At 58.6% G+C, this 19,540-nt stretch carries 15 protein-coding genes and 1 riboswitch; of the genes, 8 read left to right on the top strand and 7 right to left on the bottom strand.

Annotated elements, in window-relative coordinates; all coding sequences use genetic code 11:
* Positions 1-62: 62 nt before the first annotated feature.
* The 4 genes from AC07SU_RS12705 (at position 63) to AC07SU_RS12690 (ending at position 3,509) form a co-directional block, all read left to right on the top strand.
* Complete coding sequence (locus tag AC07SU_RS12705; RefSeq protein ID WP_494997204.1) at positions 63-1,874, top strand: penicillin-binding protein activator; 1,812 nt, start codon at positions 63-65, stop codon at positions 1,872-1,874.
* Positions 1,874-2,245 carry a YraN family protein gene (locus AC07SU_RS12700; protein WP_176995041.1) on the top strand — a complete coding sequence of 124 codons (372 nt, stop codon included), beginning with the start codon at positions 1,874-1,876 and terminating at the stop codon, positions 2,243-2,245. Before AC07SU_RS12705 ends, AC07SU_RS12700 begins: the two co-directional genes overlap by 1 nt.
* Before the next feature lie 92 nt (positions 2,246-2,337).
* Positions 2,338-2,931, top strand: coding sequence for a phosphoheptose isomerase (locus tag AC07SU_RS12695; protein ID WP_024073509.1), 594 nt, complete (start codon positions 2,338-2,340; stop codon positions 2,929-2,931).
* The gene (locus AC07SU_RS12690) at positions 2,928-3,509 is read left to right on the top strand and encodes a BON domain-containing protein (RefSeq protein WP_178922757.1); all 582 of its coding nucleotides are present in this window, start codon (positions 2,928-2,930) and stop codon (positions 3,507-3,509) included. Before AC07SU_RS12695 ends, AC07SU_RS12690 begins: the two co-directional genes overlap by 4 nt.
* A 65-nt stretch (positions 3,510-3,574) precedes the next feature.
* Here AC07SU_RS12690 and AC07SU_RS12685 read toward each other — a convergent pair whose 3' ends face one another.
* Complete coding sequence (locus AC07SU_RS12685) at positions 3,575-4,345, bottom strand: YiaD family glycine zipper/OmpA-like lipoprotein (protein WP_178922755.1); 771 nt, start codon at positions 4,343-4,345, stop codon at positions 3,575-3,577.
* Between the two features lie 232 nt (positions 4,346-4,577).
* On the bottom strand, positions 4,578-5,222 hold the full coding sequence (locus AC07SU_RS12680; RefSeq protein WP_494997203.1) for an MBL fold metallo-hydrolase: 645 nt from the start codon (positions 5,220-5,222) through the stop codon (positions 4,578-4,580).
* Between the two features lie 231 nt (positions 5,223-5,453).
* On the opposite strand from AC07SU_RS12680, the gene AC07SU_RS12675 reads away from it, so the two are divergent.
* Complete coding sequence (locus tag AC07SU_RS12675; protein ID WP_494997202.1) at positions 5,454-7,247, top strand: GmrSD restriction endonuclease domain-containing protein; 1,794 nt, start codon at positions 5,454-5,456, stop codon at positions 7,245-7,247.
* Positions 7,248-7,411: 164 nt separating this feature from the next.
* On the opposite strand, the gene AC07SU_RS12670 is transcribed toward AC07SU_RS12675, so the two are convergent.
* The 5 genes from AC07SU_RS12670 to AC07SU_RS12650 form a co-directional block, all read right to left on the bottom strand.
* Positions 7,412-10,141: a winged helix-turn-helix domain-containing protein gene (locus tag AC07SU_RS12670; RefSeq protein WP_494997201.1), complete on the bottom strand. Its 2,730-nt coding sequence runs from the start codon at positions 10,139-10,141 to the stop codon at positions 7,412-7,414.
* Between the two features lie 255 nt (positions 10,142-10,396).
* Complete coding sequence (locus AC07SU_RS12665; protein WP_494997200.1) at positions 10,397-11,761, bottom strand: DUF1329 domain-containing protein; 1,365 nt, start codon at positions 11,759-11,761, stop codon at positions 10,397-10,399.
* Positions 11,762-11,804: 43 nt separating this feature from the next.
* Positions 11,805-13,667 (bottom strand): DUF1302 domain-containing protein, encoded by a 1,863-nt coding sequence (locus AC07SU_RS12660; protein WP_176995050.1) that lies wholly within the window; start codon positions 13,665-13,667, stop codon positions 11,805-11,807.
* A gap of 333 nt (positions 13,668-14,000) precedes the next feature.
* The gene (locus AC07SU_RS12655) at positions 14,001-15,683 is read right to left on the bottom strand and encodes a fatty acid--CoA ligase (RefSeq protein ID WP_494997199.1); all 1,683 of its coding nucleotides are present in this window, start codon (positions 15,681-15,683) and stop codon (positions 14,001-14,003) included.
* Positions 15,684-15,921: 238 nt separating this feature from the next.
* On the bottom strand, positions 15,922-16,554 hold the full coding sequence (locus AC07SU_RS12650) for a LysE family translocator (protein ID WP_176995052.1): 633 nt from the start codon (positions 16,552-16,554) through the stop codon (positions 15,922-15,924).
* 84 nt (positions 16,555-16,638) lie between these two features.
* Between AC07SU_RS12650 and AC07SU_RS12645 the strand changes: the two genes are divergently transcribed.
* The 3 genes from AC07SU_RS12645 (at position 16,639) to AC07SU_RS12635 (ending at position 19,478) form a co-directional block, all read left to right on the top strand.
* A complete protein-coding gene (locus tag AC07SU_RS12645; RefSeq protein WP_494997198.1) occupies positions 16,639-17,604 on the top strand; it encodes a 2-hydroxyacid dehydrogenase in 966 nt (321 codons plus the stop codon).
* A 30-nt stretch (positions 17,605-17,634) separates the two neighbouring features.
* Positions 17,635-18,633, top strand: coding sequence for a methyltransferase (locus tag AC07SU_RS12640; protein ID WP_494997197.1), 999 nt, complete (start codon positions 17,635-17,637; stop codon positions 18,631-18,633).
* A 50-nt stretch (positions 18,634-18,683) separates the two neighbouring features.
* Positions 18,684-18,805, top strand: a riboswitch (yybP-ykoY riboswitch).
* An 88-nt stretch (positions 18,806-18,893) separates the two neighbouring features.
* Entirely contained in the window at positions 18,894-19,478 is a 585-nt protein-coding gene (locus AC07SU_RS12635; protein WP_101266603.1) for a TMEM165/GDT1 family protein, read from the top strand.
* The last annotated feature ends 62 nt before the right edge of the window (positions 19,479-19,540 follow it).

Raw genomic sequence — 19,540 nt, 5'->3', positions numbered from 1 at the left:
GCGCCTGGGCCAGTGCTTGGGTACAATTCCACGCTAATTTGATCGGTATCAGGAACACTTACATGATCGCTTGCCTGCGGCTGCTCTCCGCCCTCTGCCTCGCTGCCTTGCTGGCCGCTTGCGCCAGCTCGCCCTCGTCCAGCCTTGGCGACCTTCCACGGACCCCGGACGCCAGTATCGAGCAACTGCTCGAACAGGCCACTACCGCCAAGACGCCAGAAAAGGCCGCCCTGTTGCGCCTGAGTGCGGCAGACATGGCCTACAAGCAGAATAACCCGGCCCGCTCGTCGCAGATCCTTGCACAGGTGCCGCTGGATGTTCTCAAGCCAGCCGCGCAAGTCTTTGCCAGCACCCTGGCCGCCGAACTGGCCATGGCGCGCAACCAGCCCAAGGCTGCGCTGACGGCCCTGAGCCACCCGAGCCTGCAAAGCCTGCGTGACCTGCCGGCAGACCAGCAGGTGCGCACCGGCACTGTGCATGCCCGCGCTTATGAAGCCGACGGCCAGACCCTGGCCGCCGCGCGTGAGCGCGTGGCCATGGCCCCGCTGCTCAGCGGTGATGCGGCCAAAAACAACCATGAAGCCATCTGGGCGCTGATTGCCGCCCTGCCGGCCGAACAGCTGCAAGCCAGCGGCAACCCGACCCTCGACGGCTGGATCACCCTGGCCCAGGCGGTCAAGGGTGCCGGCACCCTGGAACAACAACAGGCGGCCATCGACACCTGGCGTGCGCGAAACCCGGGCCACCCGGCCGCAGTGGAACTGCCATTGCCACTGACTAAGCTCAAGGAGCTGGCCAGCCAGCCCTTGAACAAGATCGCCCTGCTGCTGCCACAGGACGGCCCGTTGGCCTCCGTCGGCAAAGCATTGCGTGAAGGCTTCATGGCCGCCCACTACCAGGCCGAACAGGCCGGGCAGAAACCTCCGGTCATCGAGTTCTATGACAGCTCGCGCCTGACCTCTCTCGACGACTTCTACACCAAGGCCAAGGCTGCCGGCGTGCAACTGGTTGTCGGCCCGTTGGAGAAGCCGCTGGTCAAACAACTCGCCGCTCGCCCTCAGTTGCCGATCACCACCCTGGCCCTGAACTACAGCGAAACCGACCAGAACCCGGCGCAGCTGTTCCAGTTTGGCCTGGCGGCTGAGGACGAAGCCCGCGAAGTTTCGCGTCGTGCCCGCGCCGACGGCCTGCACCGCGCCGCAGCCATGGTGCCGCGTGGCGAGTGGGGCGAGCGTGTCTACAAAGCCTTCCGCCAGGATTGGGAAGCGAATGGCGGCACCGTCGTCGGCGTCGAGTACGTCGACCAGCCGGTAGCACTCGCCCAGCAGATCGCCGACCTGTTCCAACTGCGCAAGAGCGAAGGTCGCGCCAAGAGCCTGCAAAGCACCGTGGGTACCGACGTAGCGGCGCAGCCGTCGCGCCGTCAGGACATCGAGTTCATCTTCCTGGCCGTGACCCCGCAACTGGCCCAGCAGATCAAGCCGACCCTGAACTTCCAGTACGCCGGTGACGTACCGGTGTACGCGACCTCCCACGTGTTCAGCGCGAGCGGCGACAAGAACCAGTACCTGGACATGACCAACGTCATGTTCTGCGAAACCCCTTGGCTGCTCAGCACTACCGACCCGCTGCGCAACCAGGTCGCCGCACAATGGCCGCAAGCCAATGGCAGCCTGGGCCGCCTGTATGCGATGGGCGTCGATGCCTACCGCCTGGCGCCGCGCCTGGGCCAGCTCAAGGCACTGCCGGACACCCGCGTTGACGGCCTGTCGGGCAGCCTGGGCATCAACGCCAACCAGCGCGTTGATCGCCAGATGCCATGGGCGAAGTTCGTGGGCGGCGACATCCAGCGCCTGCCAGACACCCCGCGCTGATGCCCGAGCGGTCCAGCGCACAAAGCGGCAAGGATGCCGAACTTCAAGCTCTGAAGCACTTGCAACAACAGGGTCTGCGCCTTCTGGCGCAGAACTGGTTGTGTAAACGCGGTGAGCTTGATCTGGTCATGCTTGACGGCGATACAGTAGTATTCGTCGAAGTCCGCTACAGAAAACACGCACAATGGGGTGGCGCGCTCGCCAGTATCGACGGGCGCAAGCGTCAGAAGCTGATACTCGCCGCGCAGTTTTTCCTGCAAAAAGAGCATCGCTGGGCTGATTCCCCCTGCCGTTTCGATGTGGTTGCCATAGAAAGCACACCGTCTGGTCAGGCTGATCTGAGTTGGCTCAAAGATGCCTTCGACAGCTGATTCACCGGACATCTTCACCACACACTTTTGCTCTTTGCTTTGCGGGCTGCACATTCCTGTGCCAAACAGCCGCGCTACTTAAGGTCACACAGATGGACATGCAATCCCGAATTCGCCAGCTTTTCCAGGCCAGCATCGACACCAAGCAACAGGCGATGGACGTACTTGCACCGCACATCGAGCAAGCCAGTCAGGTCATGGTCAATGCCTTGCTCAACGAGGGCAAAATGCTTTCGTGCGGCAACGGCGGTTCGGCCGGCGATGCCCAGCACTTCTCCTCGGAGCTGCTCAACCGCTTTGAGCGTGAGCGCCCGAGCCTGCCGGCCATCGCCTTGACCACCGATTCGTCGACGATCACTTCGATCGCCAACGACTACAGCTACAACGAAATCTTTTCCAAGCAGATCCGCGCCCTGGGCCAACCCGGCGATGTCTTGCTGGCGATTTCCACCAGTGGCAACTCGGCCAATATTATTCAGGCGATCCAGGCCGCACATGATCGCGAAATGATTGTCGTAGCATTGACCGGTCGTGATGGCGGCGGTATGGCGTCATTGCTGCTGCCAGAGGACGTGGAAATTCGCGTCCCGGCCACTGTCACCGCACGTATCCAGGAAGTCCACCTGCTGGCGATCCACTGCCTGTGCGATCTGATCGACAGCCAACTGTTTGGGAGTGAAGAATGACCGTTAACCGCCTCAGCCTTTTGGCCATCACCCTGTGTCTCGCTATCAGCGGCTGCAGCACGGCCATCACTGCAACACGTGACACCCCTATCCAGGACGACAAGGGCACTCGCACTTTCGGCAGCAAGATCGATGACTCGCTGATCGAAACCAAGGTTGAAGTCAACGTCGCCAAGGCCGCCACCGACCTGGGCAATGGCGCTTCGCGCATCGTGGTCACCAGCTTCAACGGCGTAGTACTGCTGGCCGGCCAGACACCGCGTGCCGACCTCAAGGCCCAGGCCGAACAAGCCGCCTCGACCGTGCAGCGCGTGAAGAAGGTGCACAACGAACTGCAGGTCATGGACCCGATCACGCTGCTGGCCATCAGCAACGATGCCTTGCTGACCACCAAGATCAAGGCGCAGATGCTGACTGACAACGCCATTCCGGGCTCGCGGATCAAAGTGATCACCGATAACGGCATCGTCTACATGATGGGCCTGCTGACCCAGGCAGAAGCCACCCGCGCCGCTAACCTGGTACAGGGCGTGTCGGGCGTACAGAAGATCGTGAAGCTGTTCGAATACATCGACTGATGTAACCGGCAATAAAAAAGGGCGCCGTGCATTGACTGCACGGCGCCCTTTTTAGTGACCAGCGTTTATTGGTACTGCTGGTACGGGTTGCCCTGGAACTGGTTGTTCTGCTGTGGCGCCTGTTGCTGCTGTTGGGCAGGCTGGCCATATTGCTGACCGGGGATAGGGCCCAGGTTCACCTCTACACGACGGTTTTGGGCACGGCCATTGACGTCGGCGTTGCTGGCGATCGGGTTATCCGGGCCGGCACCGCGTGCGCTCAGGTTGGTCGGGCTCACGCCTTGGGACGTCAGGTAGTTGGCCACGCTCTGCGCACGACGCTGGGACAGGTCCATGTTCAGTTGGCGGCTGCCGGTGCTGTCGGTGTAGCCGACGATCTGGATAGTGTTCTGGTTGAACTGCTTGAGCGAGTTAGCCAGGTTGTTCAGCGGCTGGTAGAAGCTGCTGGAGATCGCATCCGAGTTGGTCGCGAAGGTGATGTTGCCCGGCATGATCAGCTTGATCTGATCGCCCTGACGTTGAACTTCAACCCCGGTGTTGGCCATGCTGGCTCGCAGTTTCTTTTCCTGCTGATCGGCGTAGTAGCCATAACCTGCACCACCCAGGCCGGCCACGGCAGCGCCGATCAGGGCACCTTTGCCACGGTTGTTATGGTCGATGGCAGCGCCGGCCAAACCACCGGCCAGTGCAGCCAGGCCGCCGTACTTGGCCGTGTTGCTGATACCCGATGAGCCGTTTGCCTGTCCTTGGCTACCATCGTATGGATTAGGAGACGCACAGCCGGACAACAAGGCAACAGCCGTGGCAACGACAAGCAGACGACGCGAAGTGAACATGAAGGAAGCTCCTACTTTTGCATTCTGTGATGCAGAGGACATTGGCAATGGACCTGTGCCGAGCTTGGAACACGACAAACGGCAAAAATTCCCTGCCCGACAGGCTCCGGCTCTACAACAGGTGAGCACACTAAAACCCTAGCAGACGCTTCCTGAACGGTGATTGTCATTTTCACTCCATGTGCGGTAGGACGGTCGCCTCTTAGTATCCGGAAAAACACCGAATCACCGCCTATGCCCGTACAAAAGGGTTCTCGCGCATTTCATCGCCCAAGCGGGTGTCCGGGCCATGGCCGGCCACCACCGTCGCCCCTTCATCCAGGGTGTACAAGCGCTGCTTGATCGACCGCACGATAGTCGCCTGGTCCCCGCCCCACAGGTCCGTGCGCCCCACACCCCGGCGAAACAGGGTGTCGCCGGCAATCAACAATTTGGCATCGGCAAACCAGAAGCTCATAGAGCCCGGTGTATGCCCCGGGGTATGCAGCGCCACGCCGCAGCCGCAGGCCAATTCCTCTTCGTGCTCAAGCCAGCGATCCGGGGAAGGCACTGGCGTGTAGGGCACACGAAACATCTGGCATTGCATTTCCAGGTTATCCCAGAGGAATTGATCCTCCTTGTGCAGATGCAGGGTAGCGCCGGTCTTCTCTTTGAGCTGACCGGACGCGAGGAAATGATCAAGGTGGGCGTGGGTATGGATGATGCTCACCACCTTGAGGCCCAGCGCGTCGAGGCGGGCCAGGATCAGCTCATGGTTGCCACCCGGGTCGACCACGATGGCTTTTTTGGTGATCGGGTCGCCAATGATGGTGCAGTTACACTGCAACGGGCCGACGGGGAAGGTTTCGCGGATAACCTCAAATCCTAAAAAAATCATTGCAGTGTCCTGTCAGTAAGAACCATTACTTTAATACCTAGCATCCCTCTCAGCGAACAGCATCAATAAAAGGCGGACTCATACGCTCAAGCGAGTTCGCCCACTCTAAAGACCCATCAAGCAAACCCAGAGTGACAACAACAAAAATCGAACTATGAAAAAATAAAAAAAAATAGTAGCATTATGCCTTCACCAAGAACTGCTGATACTACAGTAAAATCAGGGACCGAAATGAGCAGCGAACTAAGCATACAAGCAAAATCAGTTCAGAACATTTTTCAGCTTTACTCTGAGAACTCGTTAATAGTTAATAGAAGATACCAGAGAAAACTAGTATGGAGTGTCTATGAAAAAGAAAAATTCATAGACTCTTTAATTAGTGGCTACCCTATCCCCATGATTCTCACATCTCGAAATACAGACGCCTCAAGGACCGAATACGAAATACTTGATGGACTACAACGCTTAAACGCGATAACCGCATTTATAGAGGGTGAATTCCCTGTTGCTGGTCAATACTTCGATTTAAAGAGTACCGCAACAACATTAGCGCTACACGAGGAAGGAAAAATAATTCAGAAAGAGCCAAAACTCTCGACAGAACACTGTACAAAAATTCTCAACTATCAAGTTCCCTTTTCCATTACTCCATTCACAAGCCCTAAAGAAATCGATGAAACATTTAGAAGAATAAATACGGGGGGGCGCCGCCTCTCAAAGCATGATGTCCGTCAAGCTGGCGCATTAGGCCCTATACCAAAAATAATCAACATGTGCGCAATATACATAAGAAAAGACAGCTCACACAAAGACAAACTTTCTCTTAATGCTATGAAAAACATTAGCATAAGTAACACAAAGTTGGGTTACGGAATATTATTAGAAGAGATTTTCTGGTCAAAGAACAATATTATAACACCAGAAAACATCCGTTCATCTCGCGACGAAGAGCTAGTAGCTCACCTTGTATCTTTTATGCTCGACAAAAAGTCCTCACAGACAACCGCATCATATCTCGACTTAATTTACGATTCTGAAACAAACGAACATCAGGAACTGTCAAGGTCCTTAAACACCATCGGCGCAGAAAACTTCCTAAAACAATTTGCGTATATATTCGACGAACTAGATAAAATCTTAAAACATTCGGACAATGGCTTTCGGGACTTGGTATTCCAAGGGCAAGCGACTAAAACGGCAAGCGCCTATCAAGTAATATTTTTAGCGCTATATACTTTAATAATTGAACAAAAGTCAAAAATAAACAACTACAAGGATGCTTGCGAAACTCTAAAAGGCTCATTTAAAAAACACATGGGACTATTAGACTCTGAAAAGAAATGGAACAACAACGATCGCTGCGGGTTAATTGACTCAATGGTTGGAGTTCTGAAGAAACACACCTCACCCACAACAACAACTGACGGAATATTCGGTTACTGGGTTAAGAACCTGGAAAACATATTAAACGAATCTCGCACAGAACAATCTTTTTACGACTTCAAAAGTGGACTAATTCAAACCACACCGCCAGAAAAAACAATTAAAGAAAAAACCTTGTCTAGAGCAATCAAAACGCTCACCGCGATGACAAACACTAGCGATGGCGAATGCCATATTGTAATAGGTGTATGTGAGTCAAAAGAATCAGCTGAAAGCCATAAAGAAGTATACAACTCGGACTACCTTACCTATTCAAACTTCTATATCGTCGGCATTAACAACGAAGCAGAAAAAAATTACTCCAGCATTGAAAGCTATAAAAGAACAATAATTCACCTTATTGAAAAAGAGCCAATTTCCGCAGAATTTAAACAAATGATAAAATCAAAAATTGTCTCATTTCAATATGGCGATAAGGAAATCCTCGTTCTTAGCGCAAGAAGAACACACGAGCCCCAGCCTTACGCAGATGATTTTTACAAACGAATCTCGTCAGACAACACATCAATCACCAAGACGGAGATATTTCAATTCATGAAAAACTTTACAGCAACCACCGCCCACAGCGTTTCACACAATTAGTCAAAAGCACAACATAGATATAATAGGAGGGTTAAAAACCCTCCGCATAAAGTACTATTTAATCACTTAAAAACTCCAACCACTTAACTTACCACCTGCATAAAACGCTTTTCCTTACCAATCAAAAGTTAATTCGTACTAACACACGCCAAAATTCTTCCGCCTTAAACCAACAACCTCAGCTCTTGAGCTTTAGCCACCGCCTGCGTGCGCCGCTCTACGCCCAGCTTGCTGTTGATATGGCTCGCATGGGTCTTCACCGTGTGCAGTGAAATAAACAACCGGTTACTGATTTCCTGATTGGAACAGCCTTGGGCGATCAGTTGCAGCACCGCCAGTTCGCGGGTGCTCAAGGTTTCGTGGTTGGGTGAGGTTTCGACAACCGCAACCACCGGAAGCAGCCCCAGCAGGCTTTGATTCAGCAAGCCATGGGGGTCTTTACCAAGCTGCTCGCGCATCCAGTCGGGGTGGCTTTCGAGCAAGCGCTGGAAGGGCTGCAACGCACCTCCCGCCCCCGCTTCAAGGGCACGAGCCAGCACCGGCAGCGCCTTGGTTTCCTGGCCACTGTCGAGCAGCAGATGCGCCTGTTGGGTCAGCGCCATCAGGGCAATCATCTGGCGACCGTCGTTGTGCGCCTGCTGCGCCAGTTCATCGAGCCGTTGCAGGGCGGCGACAGGTTGATGGCGCGTGGCGTCCAGTGCGGCTTGTTGCAGGCCGATATGTTGCGGCAAGTGTGGGTGAAACTCCGGTGCGGCGGCGGCATGCTCGCCGTTGTAGGTCTGCCCCAGCCGCGCCAGCCAGGCATCGGCCAGGTCGGTACGCCCTTGGGCCAGCCACAGTTCGCATTTGATCAAAGTGATCATCGCCAGGTAGTAAATCGGCGGCACGTCCCAGATATGCATCAGGCGCTCTGCTTCGGCCAGCTCGGCGAACGCCTTGGGGAAATCATTACGCCGCCCCTCGAAGTTGGCGATGACGCAATGCCCGATCAGCACACTGATGTCCCGGCAGGCACGCGCTTCAGCCAGGCCGGCACGCAAGCGCGCCAGGCCGGCTTCAGGCTGATAACGCACCAGCAGCAAATAGCCTTCGTAGAGCGATAACCGCGCTCGCACGGCGTACAGCCGCTGGGGCGCCAGGCCATGCAAGCGTTGCAAGCCCTGGCGCACTTCATCGAGCGAACGCAGGATTTCGCCTCTGGCCTGCAACACGCGGGCGCGATCGTAATGAGCCAGGGCTTCAAACAATGGGTTGCCGACGCGCTGCGCCAGCTCCAGGGATTCACGGTTCAGGCCACGGGCACGCCACAAATCGGCATCGACAATCGCCAGGTTGGAGAGCGTCGACAGGCACATCAAGCGCTGGCCATAACGCTTGAGCGGCAAGCTTTCCAGGGCCTCGCTGCAATAGCGCTGGGTCAGTTCGCGATCCCCGCGCCCTCGGGCGATGATCCCGCTCAATGCCAGCCACTGGGCCAGCATCGACTTCTGCGCGGTGGCCGACGGCGCCGGCAGGAAGCGGCTGAGGTAGCCGGATAATTCTTCCGCCGCATCCAGCTGGCACGCCAGCCCCAGGGCCCAGCTGTACAGCACGATCAAGCGCGGCGTGCTGATCAGCAGGCTGTCGGGCAAGTCCATTTTCCAGCGCAGCAACATGCCCACGTTCTGCTCGGCCAGCAGTTGCTCTTCGGACAGGTTCTGCACCAGGTTCGCCGCCACGTCGAGGTGACCGGCGCGCAGGGCCTGCTCCACCGCTTCATCGATCAGGCCCTGGGCGTTGAACCAGCGGCACGCTCGCAGGTGCAGGCTGGCCACCGGCAATGTGGCGTTCTTTGCGCGACGGGTGCGCAGCAAGTCGGAAAACAAATGGTGATAGCGAAACCAGTGACCCTGCTCATCCAGCGGCACCAAAAATACCTGGTGGGCCTGCAGGTAGCGCAAGGTCTCGGCGCTGTCGTGGGCGTCGCGCACCGCGTCGCACAGTTCGGCGCAAAAGCGTTCCTGGGGGGCGGTGTCGTAGAGAAACGCCTGGACCTCGACGGGCAGGCAGTCGATCACTTCTTCCAGCAGGTAATCGCGAATCAGCCCCTCCCCGCCGTGCAGGTTCTGCGGCAAGGCACCTTCATTGCCGGCCTCAGAGGCGGCCAGCAACCAGAAACGCAGGCCAGCCACCCAGCCTTCACTGCGCCGAATCAAGTTATCCAGCGCCTCGCCACGCAAAGAGTTGCTGTGCTGATCCAATACAGCCAACGACTCATCGTGGGTCAGCCGCAGGTCTTGCTCATGCAGTTCCAGTAGATGCCGTGACAGGCGCAACCGTGCCAGATGCCAATCCGGACGCTGGCGACTGGTGACCAGTACCACCAGACCGTCGGGCAAATGGTTGAGGAAAAACTGCAGGCAGCGATCCAGCACCGGACCCTGAGCCAGGTGGTAGTCATCCAGCACCAGCAACAACGGCGCGCGCGTGGAAAGGTGCAGCGTCAGCTCATCGAGCAAGCCATCGAGCCATTCTTCAAAGGCAAACGGCTGGTGGCGTTGGCGCATTTTCAGCAGCCCCAGGGATTGGGCGCCGATCTGGGGGAAATATTGCTGCAAGCCGTCGAGCAGGCGCTCGAGGAAGCGGCCGGGGTCGTTATCCCGGGGGCTCAGCCCCAGCCACAGGCTTTGCCAATGGGCCGGAAGACCCTGGCAGAACTCCACCGCCAACGAACTTTTGCCGAACCCCGCCGGCGCGCTAACCAGCAGCAACCGCCCTTCCAACCCGGCACTCAACCGTTCGCACAGGCGAGGCCGCAGCACATAGCCGTCAGGCAGCGGAGGCCTGAAAAAGCGTGCTTCCAGGGTCGGAATCACGACGTTTGCAGGCCCTTGGATTCGGGACAGATCAGTCATCGCCGGGCTCTTGTAGAAGGCTGTTGTCGGCATTGCAGATGTCCGCAGACTAGCGGTAAAAGCGGCGGGTTTGTAGATCTTTGCAACATTTGCCTGAAAAAGAACTGCGACAAAAAATCTCAACACAAACAAATGTGGGAGCTGGGCTTGCCCGCGATGCAGCCACCTCGGTCTATCAGACCTACCGAGGTGATGCTATCGCAGGCAAGCCAGCTCCCACACAAGCCCAACGCCTACAGGGGATGTTGCTGTGGGTTAGCGGACGCCGTCCTGGCGCAAGGCCGCCGGGGTGAAGTCGCTGGTGGTGGCGGTGAAGCCGAAGTCATAGGCCTGTTTCTCTTCGTTCTTCATGCCCAAGGCCAGGTAGCGGCCGGACTGCAGGTCGTAGAGGGTTTCCAGGGCGTACCACGGCACTTGCTTGTCGTAGTAGTTTTCAGCATGGGCTTCGGCGACGCGCCACAGTTGGCCACGGCCGTCGTAGTGATCGATCACCGCGGCTTGCCAGGTGTCTTCGTCGATGAAGAAGTCACGCTTGGCGTAGATATGGCGCTGGCCTTCCTTCAAGGTCGCGACCACGTGCCAGACGCGGCGCAGCTCGTAACGTGCCAGGTCCTGATTGATGTGGCCAGCCTTGATGATGTCGGTGTACTTGAGCTTCGGATCGTCGACTTTGTAGCTGTTGGAGGCAATGTAGATTTCTTTCTTGCCCTCAAGCTTCCAGTCGTAGCGGTCCGGGGCACCGTTGTACATGTCGAGGTTGTCGGAAGTACGCAGGCCGTCAGCAGCAGTACCCGGGCCGTCATACGACACTTGCGGTGCCCGACGCACGCGACGCTGACCGGCGTTGTAGACCCACGCCGAACGCGGTTCCTTCACCTGGTCCAGGGTTTCGTGCACCAGCAGCACACCACCGGCCAGACGCGCCGGCGCGGTCACTTGCTGCTTGAAGTAGAACAGCACGTTGCCTGGGTTTTTCGGGTCGTAGTCCTTCATCTTGTCGCGGAACACGAACTGGTCGCGGAAGTACACCAGGCTGAACGAACCATTGGTTTGCGGGGTGGCCTGGGTGACCAGGCGCGTCACGCTGCCGCCACGATAGCGGGTGATGTGGTTCCAGATGACTTCCACGCCGCTTTTCGGGATCGGGAACGGGATGGCCGTTTCGAAGTTTTCCAGGCCGTTGCCGCCCGACACCAGGTTGGTATTGGTGGCGTTCTTCTTGATGGCCGCAAACACATCGGCTGGCACGGTGGCGCCGCGATGGGTCGGGTAGACCGGCATCTTGAAGGTGTCCGGGTAGCGCTTGAACATCGCGTATTGGCCTGGCGCCAGCTTGTCTTTGTACTGCTCGACGTTTGCCGCGGTGATGGTGAACTGCGGTTGCTCACTGGCGTAAGGGTTGGCCAGGAAACCACGGGCATCGACGGCGCCGGCGTTGGTTGGCAGCGGCGACCATTTCGGAATGGTGCCCGCCGCGTTACCGGCCATCTCGGCGCCCATCGGGGTCAGGGTCGTGCCCAGCTTGGCGGCTTCATCCGCCGAGACTGCCGCCATGACGTTGCTCGCCAGGATCGACAGCCCAAGCACACCCACGTGCAACAGACTTTTAGTTATTTTCATGTTCTGGTCTTCCTGAAATACAGACTGCAAAAAGAGTGTGTGCTTAGAAGTTCACGCCGACGCTCAGGGCGATAAAATCGCGGTCGTCCACGGTGCTGAAATCCCCTCCAAAGAAGTTGGTGTAGTTCAGGCTCGCGGTGTAGGTGTTCTGGTATTCGGCATCCAGGCCCAGGCTGACAGCCTTGCGACCTTCCTCGAAGTTACCGCCAGGGCCTGGCGAGTAACCTTTTACGTCGTGGGACCAGGCCACGTTAGGCTTGAGGTTGACGCCTGCAAACACATCCGGGTATTCCCAGATGGCCCGCCCACGGTAGCCCCAGGACGTGGCGGTGGTGAAGCCGTCGTTGTTGCAATTGGTGTTCAGGCTGCTGGCGTTGGGCAACCCACCACCTTGTGCAGTCGAGTTGTTGAGTGCCGCGCAAGCACCGTTAGGCAATGTGCCTGGGCCGAACACCGGGTCACGCCCGTAACGCACTTTGGATTTGCTCTCCAGGCCACCGACGTAGGTCATGCCGACTTCGCCTACCAGCGTCAGGCGGCTTGCGCCCATGACCTGATCGAAGAAGTGCGTGAACGTGGTTTGGAGTTGGGTGATTTCCTTACGGCGATAGCCATCCAGGTCCTGCCCGGGAACGCCTTTCAACAGCGAGGCGTTGCCTAGCACCGGGCCACCCAAAGGCACCACGCCGGCATACAGGATGTCCGTAGAGTTCAACTGCACAGGCGCATTTGGCCGATAGCTAACCTCTCCACTCCAGGCCGTCCCAGTAGGCAACGTGGTGGAGAAGCTCAACCCAAAGAGGTGGATATCTTCTGGGTAATCAACGAAGTATTTCGAGTTGCCTGCCACCACCAAAGGCGCAGCCGTTCCCAAGAAGGGGGCGAGGTTATAGATCGACTGAGGTGCACCAGTGGCACTAAAGATCGGCGCGCGGCTGTGATAGTTCATGTAGTAAGCGCCGAATTCAGTGTCCAGCGGCTCAAAGTTGTAATGCATTGCGAAGCCGTACTGGCCACCATCACGTGCATTACGGTTTGGCGCGCGGCGTACCAGCACCCCTTCTTCGTTTATATCGACGCCACGGGCAGCCAAACCCGGCAACGCTGCAGCCGGAAGCGTCGAGCGCTTGTTCAACACTCGCAAGTTGTCATTACAGCCCGTGGTAATGATGTCCGGCTGCGAGAAGAAGGTCCCGCAGTTGTCGGTAACGGTCTTGTCCCAGCCAATCTGGTAGAAGCCTTCAGCCGACACATTATCGGTCAGCGTCTGCGACAGGTAGAACATGTTGACCGGAATCAGGCCTTCCTTGATCTCAGCCCCTGGGCGACGGAAAGCGGCCACGTCGATCGGGTTGATGGCGTTGATACCGCCACCGATGAAGGTACTTTCACCCCAGCTCACCACCTGCTTGCCCAAGCGTACAGAACCTGGCTCATCGCCAATCGAATAGTTGTGGTAGACGAAGGCGTCGAGGATCTGCGCACCGGAAGACCGCGCGCCCGTTGGGCGGTGGTCGTCGCTGATGTTCTTGAAGTCCAGGTCATCGTCTTTGAGTTTGAAGTCGTACCAGTATTTGCCGCGCACAAACACACCGGTATCGCCATATTTCAATTCAAGGTCATGGATACCCTTGAAGATCTTCGAGAAGGAATCACCCTTATCAAAGTTCAGATGGCCGTCGTCAGACGTTTGCGACAACCCCTTGCCGCCATTGTTAACGCCAATCAGGTCTTTGTTACGACCTGCCGCTGACCAACTCGCCCCCACCGACAGAGAGGAGTCAAAGCTGCCTTCGATTTCACCGATGTTGAAACTGACGCCGAATGCGGGCCCGGCGAGCGTAGAAGCGAGACTGACAGCCAAGGGCAGTCTTGCCCGGCGCCAGAACTGGTTTACTGAGGTCATCGACGCTACTCCATGTGCATTATTGTTATGGCAGTGAGTTTTTTCTTACAGATGCATGTAACGGCCGGAATACAACGATTCCAATGCCGAACGGCAACCGAGCCCCCATGGCCCGAAGCGCAACATCCTTGAAAAACTCTGGGAAGGACTATAGCCAGCAGGGGGTATCGCTTGATCCCTCTAAAGTGTGATTTGCATCACCAACCCGTCTGCCACAACCCTTTCGCCATGCCGACGAAGGTCGGCGGGGCAAGGATGGCTGAAAATCGGCAAATCACAAGTGAAGGCGCCAGATAGAGCATTGCCGCGCCCGAACGGGCGCGGCGGAAGGGATCACAGGGTGGACAGGAACGTACTGTTGTTGGCCTGCCATTCGATGATGTCGATGCGGATACGTTTTTTGTCGAGCTTTCCTACGCTGGTCTTGGGAATTTCAGTAACAACCGCAATCTGGCTCGGAATCGCCCACTTGCTCAGGTGGCCCAATTCAACAAACGGTTTTAAGTGTTCTTTAAGCTCACGCGCACCTATCACATGGCCATCACGCACCACCAGCAAGGCAAACGGACGCTCGCCCCACTGCGGGTCGGCAATGCCCACCACCGCTACTTCACGTACCGCAGGGTGACGGCTGACCAGGTCCTCCAGGGCCAGGGACGAGATCCACTCCCCGCCTGTCTTGATCACATCCTTGATACGGTCACGGATATCGATCACGCCAAATGCATCAAGGGTGGCCACGTCACCGGTGTGCATCCAGCCGCCTTCCCACAGCTCGGCGCCCTTCTGTGGCTCGTTGAAATAACCTTCGCTGAGCCACGGCGCACGCAGCACCAGCTCGCCCTGGGACTCGCCATCGGCGGGCAGGAAGTTACCGTCAGCGTCGATGATCGCCGCCTCCACCAGTGGCCCGGGCACACCGGCCTTGATGCGGTAGGTGGTACGTTCATCCTCGGTGCCAGCCATCAGTTCTTCATTGAGGTGGGCACAAGACACCAGCGGCCCGGTCTCGGACATGCCGTACGCGGCCGTCAGCTGAATCCCACGGGCCTTGGAGGCTTCGTACAAGGTGCGATTGAGCGCACTGCCGCCAATCACGATTTTCCAACCGCCAAAATCCACGCCCTGGGCGGCCTTGGCATTGAGCACCATCTGCAGGATGGTCGGCACGCAGTGGGAGAAGGTGACCTTTTCCTTGCGCCACAGCTCCACCAGGTACTCGGGGTCGTAGCGGCCGGGGTAGACCTGTTTCAGGCCAAGCATGGTCGCCACATACGGCAGGCCCCAGGCGTGTACGTGGAACATCGGCGTGATCGGCATGTACACGTCGTTGGTGCCCAGCAGGCGCACGCTGTCGACGCCGCCCATGATGGTCGCCACGCCCATGGTGTGCAGGACCAGTTGGCGGTGGGTGAAGTACACGCCCTTGGGGTTGCCGGTGGTGCCAGTGGTGTAGAAGGTGGTGGCGACCGAGTTTTCGTCGAAATCCTGGAAGTCGTACGCGGGGCTGGCGGCGGCCAGCAGGGTTTCGTACTCGCCCACCAGGCCTGGCAACTCGGCGGTCTTGGCGTCACCGTCGGTGAGCAGCAGGGTCTTGTCGACGGTCGTCAGGTGCCCGGCAATCGCCTGGTAGAGCCCCACGAATTCGCTGTTGACCAGCACGAAGCGGTCTTCGGCGTGGTTCATGGTGTAGAGGATCTGTTCCGGCGACAGGCGCACGTTGATGGTGTGGATCACCGCGCCGATCATCGGGATGGCGAACATGCATTCGAGGTAGCGATGGCTGTCCCAATCCATCACTGCCACGGTATCGCCGGCCTTCACCCCCGCCTCGGTCAGCACATTGGCCAGCCGGGCAACCCGCTCGATCAGGGTGGGGTAGGTGTAGCGCAGTTTGTCGCGGTAGATGATTTCCCGGGTTTTCTCGTAGCGAGTCCCGGACATCAGCAGGCGTTTGATCAACAGCGGGTATTGGTACGCGCCTTCGGCGGGCGGGATAACACGGGTCTGCAACATACGAATCCCTTATCTGACTGCACGGTCTTGGCTTGAAGACCTGCACTTTAGAGACGTTATGTTTCAGCCAAATCAGCCAAAGGAATGATTTGCAGAGCCCAATGAATGCTAGCTTTGAGCCATTACTGGAGCCTTGCAGAGATCCAATGTGGGAGCTGGCTTGCCTGCGATGGCCTTAACTCGGTATTTCTGAAACACCCAGTCGCCTGCATCGCGGGCAAGCCCGGCTCCCACAGGGTTATTTCATACTGGTAAACGCCAGCTTCACCCCAATCGCAATCAGCACCGCGCCCATGGTGCGGTCAAACCAGTGCCCCATCCGCGCAAACCCGGCGCGCACGCGCTGCTGGCTGAACAGCATGGCCACCAGGCAGAACCACAGCGCCGTCGCGACCGCCAGGTACACGCCGTAACCGGCCTGGATCGCCAGCGGTGTGTGCGGGTTGATCACCACGGTGAACAGCGACAGGAAGAACAGCGTGGCCTTGGGGTTCAAGCCATTGGTCACGAAGCCTGCGGTAAAGGCACCGCGCGGGGTGCGCTCGCCCGCTTCGCGGTGCAACTCGCCTTCGACCGGTGGCTTGGCGGGCTGGGCACGCAAGGCCTTGAAGCCGATGTACAGCAGGTACGCCGCAGCCGCCCATTTGAGTGCGTTGAACAGCACGATGGACTGGGACACGATCAAGCCAATGCCAAGCAACGAGTAACCCACATGCAGAAAAATCGCCGAGCCCACGCCCAGGGCTGTCCAGGTTCCGGCGCGACGGCCGTGGGTCACACTTTCACGCACCACCACGGCGAAATCCGGGCCGGGGCTGGCCACGGCCAACAAGTGAATCAAGGCTACGGTCAAAAACTCGGCGACGTACATGCTCACTCCATTAAGTAACTGATTATTTCATCTGATAGGCTCCGGAGATTACGCCTTCAAACCCTGTCGCAAAAGGTACAGTTGATGACGAACAATCGCCGTGCGGTCTTCCTTGATCACCCTTCCCTGGACCTGGGGGACCTTGACCTCAGCGAGCTGCGAGACAGCTTCAGCGAATTGCAGCTGTACACCGGCACCACCCCGCAGAACGTGGTTGAACGGGTGCAGGGCGCCCACGTCGTCATCAGCAACAAGATCGCCCTCAGCACCGAAACCCTGGCGGCCTGCCCGGAACTCAAACTGATTCTGGTGTCGGCCACCGGCACCAATAACGTCGACCTCGACGCCGCCCGTGCCCATGGCATCACCGTGAGCAATTGCCAGGGCTACGGCACGCCGTCGGTGGCGCAGCACACGATCATGCTGTTGCTCAACCTGGCCACGCGTTTGAAGGACTATCAACGGGATGTCAGCGCCGGCAAGTGGCAACAAGCCAAGCAGTTCTGCCTGCTGGACCACCCGATTGTCGAGCTGGAAGGCAAGACCCTCGGCCTGCTCGGCCACGGCGAGTTGGGCGGCGCGGTAGCGCGCCTGGCTGAGGCCTTCGGCATGCGCGTGCTGCTCGGTGCGATTCCGGGGCGCCCTGCCCGCGCCGATCGCGTGCCGCTGGATGAGCTGCTGGCCCAGGTCGACGCACTGACCCTGCACTGCCCGCTCAACGAACACACCCGCGACTTTATCGGCGCCCGTGAACTGGCGTTGCTCAAGCCTGGCGCGTTTGTGGTCAATACCGCACGCGGCGGCTTGATCAACGAACAAGCGCTGGCCGATGCGTTGCGCAGCGGTCACCTGGGCGGCGCGGCCACCGATGTGCTGAGCGTGGAGCCGCCGGTCAACGGCAACCCGCTGCTGGCCGGCGACATTCCTCGGTTGATCGTCACCCCGCACAACGCCTGGGGCAGTCGCGAGGCGCGCCAGCGCATCGTCGGCCAACTGGCGGAAAACGCCCGGGGCTTTTTCAGCGGCGCACCGTTGCGCGTCGTGAGTTGATAAACTGCGCCCCTTTTCAAGGAGCAGACCATGGATCCGCGCAGTGAAGTACTGCTTCGTCAGGCCGAACTTTTTCAAGGCAACCTGCTGCTGGTCGGGTTGCCTGCCGACGACTTGCTGGGCCGCCTGCCCAACGCCCACGGCTGGAGCTGGCACGCGGGCGACCAGGCTGCCCTGGACGCACGCTTCCCCGAGCGCAGCCACTTCGGCGTGAACGTGCCCGAGCGTGCGTTCGATGCCGCCGTGATCTTCCTGCCCAAATCCAAGGACCTCACCGACTACCTGCTCAACGCCGTGGCCGCACGCCTGCCCGGTGCCGAGCTGTTTCTGGTGGGGGAGAAAAAGGCCGGCATCGAAAGTGCCGCCAAACAGATGATCCCCTTTGGCAAGCCGCGCAAGCTGGATAACGCGCGGCACTGCCAGTTGTGGCAAGTCACCGTGGCCAACGCCCCGCAAGCGGTGGAGCTGGAAAGCCTGGCCCAGGTGTTCGACGTGCCGCTGGCCGAAGGGCCGCTCAAAGTGGTCAGCCTGCCCGGCGTGTTCAGCCACGGGCGCCTGGATCGTGGCACCGAATTGCTGTTGGAGCACTTGGACAAACTGCCCAGCGGCCACCTGCTGGACTTCGGTTGCGGCGCCGGCGTGCTGGGGGCTGCGGTCAAACGTCGCTACCCGCACAACAGCGTGACCCTGCTCGACGTGGATGCCTTCGCCGCCGCCAGCAGCCGCCTGACGCTGGCTGCCAATGGTCTGGAAGCCGAAGTGCTGACCGGTGACGGAATCGACGCCGCGCCGATGGGTTTGAACGCGATTTTGAGCAACCCGCCGTTCCATGTCGGGGTGCACACGGATTATTTCGCCACGGAAAACCTGCTGCGAAAAGCGGCGAAACACCTGGCAAAAGGCGGCGAACTTCGCTTGGTCGCCAACAGCTTCCTCAAGTACCAACCGCTGATCGAAGAGCATCTGGGCGTGTGCGCAATCAAGGCCGAAGGCAATGGTTTCCGCATTTACCGTGCCAAGCGCGGCTGACAAGCGTTTGAAAAAGAAGGCTTGCCGAATGGGTTTTGCCTAGGCAGAATCCGCTCCGTCCTAGGGGAGTAGTCTCCCACGAGCGCCACGCTCGTCCGGCATACGTCAACATACTTGGTCAGCAGACCATGGCGTATGCGACCCAGGAGTCCGCACAGACGGACCGGGGTTTGACAAGACCTATGACACGCACACCTTACCCGGGGCGGGAAGGCTGTACGTGTCATAGCCGTGTCGACCCGCCCCTGGAAACCTACCTGATGCTGGATTCATTACTCGTACCTACCGCAATCGTTGCCTTGGCCGAAATCGGCGACAAGACGCAACTGCTCGCGCTCATCCTTGCCGCACGCTTTCGCAAGCCCTGGCCGATCATCGCCGGCATCGTCGCCGCGACCCTGGCCAACCATGCGGCGGCCGGTGCCGTGGGAGCCTGGTTCGGCAGCTTCTTCTCGGATGCGGTGTTGCATTGGATCCTCGCCGCGAGTTTCTGCGCCACGGCCCTGTGGACCCTCGTGCCTGACAAACTCGACGACGACGAAGCCAGCACCACGCGCAAATTCGGGCCGTTCCTGACCACGCTGATTGCGTTCTTCCTGGCGGAAATCGGTGACAAGACGCAGATCGCCACGGTGATGCTGGCGGCGCAGTACCCAGAGTTGTGGCTGGTGATTATCGGCACCACCCTGGGCATGCTGATTGCCAACGTGCCGGTGGTATTGGCGGGGAATTTCGCGGCGGAGAAACTGCCGCTGACCTTGATTCGTCGACTGGCGGCGACGGCGTTCTTCATCCTGGCCGTGGTGGCGGTGTACAAAGCCATGCAGAGCAGCGGCTGGATCTAACGCATAACCTGTAGGAGCGCGGGGGGGGGGGGGGGGGGGGGGGGGGGGGGGGGGGGGGGGGG

This window comes from Pseudomonas sp. GW821-FHT05H12 (assembly GCF_059419385.1).
This window is presented reverse-complemented; position numbering and strand designations above follow the sequence as displayed.

What these genes read in the sequence shown, in the direction of transcription:
- AC07SU_RS12695 (WP_024073509.1), top strand. Translation starts at nt 2,338, where the DNA reads ATGGACATGCAATCCCGAATTCGCCAGCTTTTCCAGGCCAGCATCGAC.
- AC07SU_RS12675 (WP_494997202.1), top strand. Translation starts at nt 5,454, where the DNA reads ATGAGCAGCGAACTAAGCATACAAGCAAAATCAGTTCAGAACATTTTT.
- AC07SU_RS12655 (WP_494997199.1), bottom strand. Translation starts at nt 15,683, where the DNA reads ATGTTGCAGACCCGTGTTATCCCGCCCGCCGAAGGCGCGTACCAATAC.
- AC07SU_RS12690 (WP_178922757.1), top strand. Translation starts at nt 2,928, where the DNA reads ATGACCGTTAACCGCCTCAGCCTTTTGGCCATCACCCTGTGTCTCGCT.
- AC07SU_RS12660 (WP_176995050.1), bottom strand. Translation starts at nt 13,667, where the DNA reads ATGACCTCAGTAAACCAGTTCTGGCGCCGGGCAAGACTGCCCTTGGCT.
- AC07SU_RS12705 (WP_494997204.1), top strand. Translation starts at nt 63, where the DNA reads ATGATCGCTTGCCTGCGGCTGCTCTCCGCCCTCTGCCTCGCTGCCTTG.
- AC07SU_RS12685 (WP_178922755.1), bottom strand. Translation starts at nt 4,345, where the DNA reads ATGTTCACTTCGCGTCGTCTGCTTGTCGTTGCCACGGCTGTTGCCTTG.
- AC07SU_RS12700 (WP_176995041.1), top strand. Translation starts at nt 1,874, where the DNA reads ATGCCCGAGCGGTCCAGCGCACAAAGCGGCAAGGATGCCGAACTTCAA.
- AC07SU_RS12640 (WP_494997197.1), top strand. Translation starts at nt 17,635, where the DNA reads ATGGATCCGCGCAGTGAAGTACTGCTTCGTCAGGCCGAACTTTTTCAA.
- AC07SU_RS12635 (WP_101266603.1), top strand. Translation starts at nt 18,894, where the DNA reads ATGCTGGATTCATTACTCGTACCTACCGCAATCGTTGCCTTGGCCGAA.
- AC07SU_RS12650 (WP_176995052.1), bottom strand. Translation starts at nt 16,554, where the DNA reads ATGTACGTCGCCGAGTTTTTGACCGTAGCCTTGATTCACTTGTTGGCC.
- AC07SU_RS12670 (WP_494997201.1), bottom strand. Translation starts at nt 10,141, where the DNA reads ATGACTGATCTGTCCCGAATCCAAGGGCCTGCAAACGTCGTGATTCCG.
- AC07SU_RS12680 (WP_494997203.1), bottom strand. Translation starts at nt 5,222, where the DNA reads ATGATTTTTTTAGGATTTGAGGTTATCCGCGAAACCTTCCCCGTCGGC.
- AC07SU_RS12645 (WP_494997198.1), top strand. Translation starts at nt 16,639, where the DNA reads ATGACGAACAATCGCCGTGCGGTCTTCCTTGATCACCCTTCCCTGGAC.
- AC07SU_RS12665 (WP_494997200.1), bottom strand. Translation starts at nt 11,761, where the DNA reads ATGAAAATAACTAAAAGTCTGTTGCACGTGGGTGTGCTTGGGCTGTCG.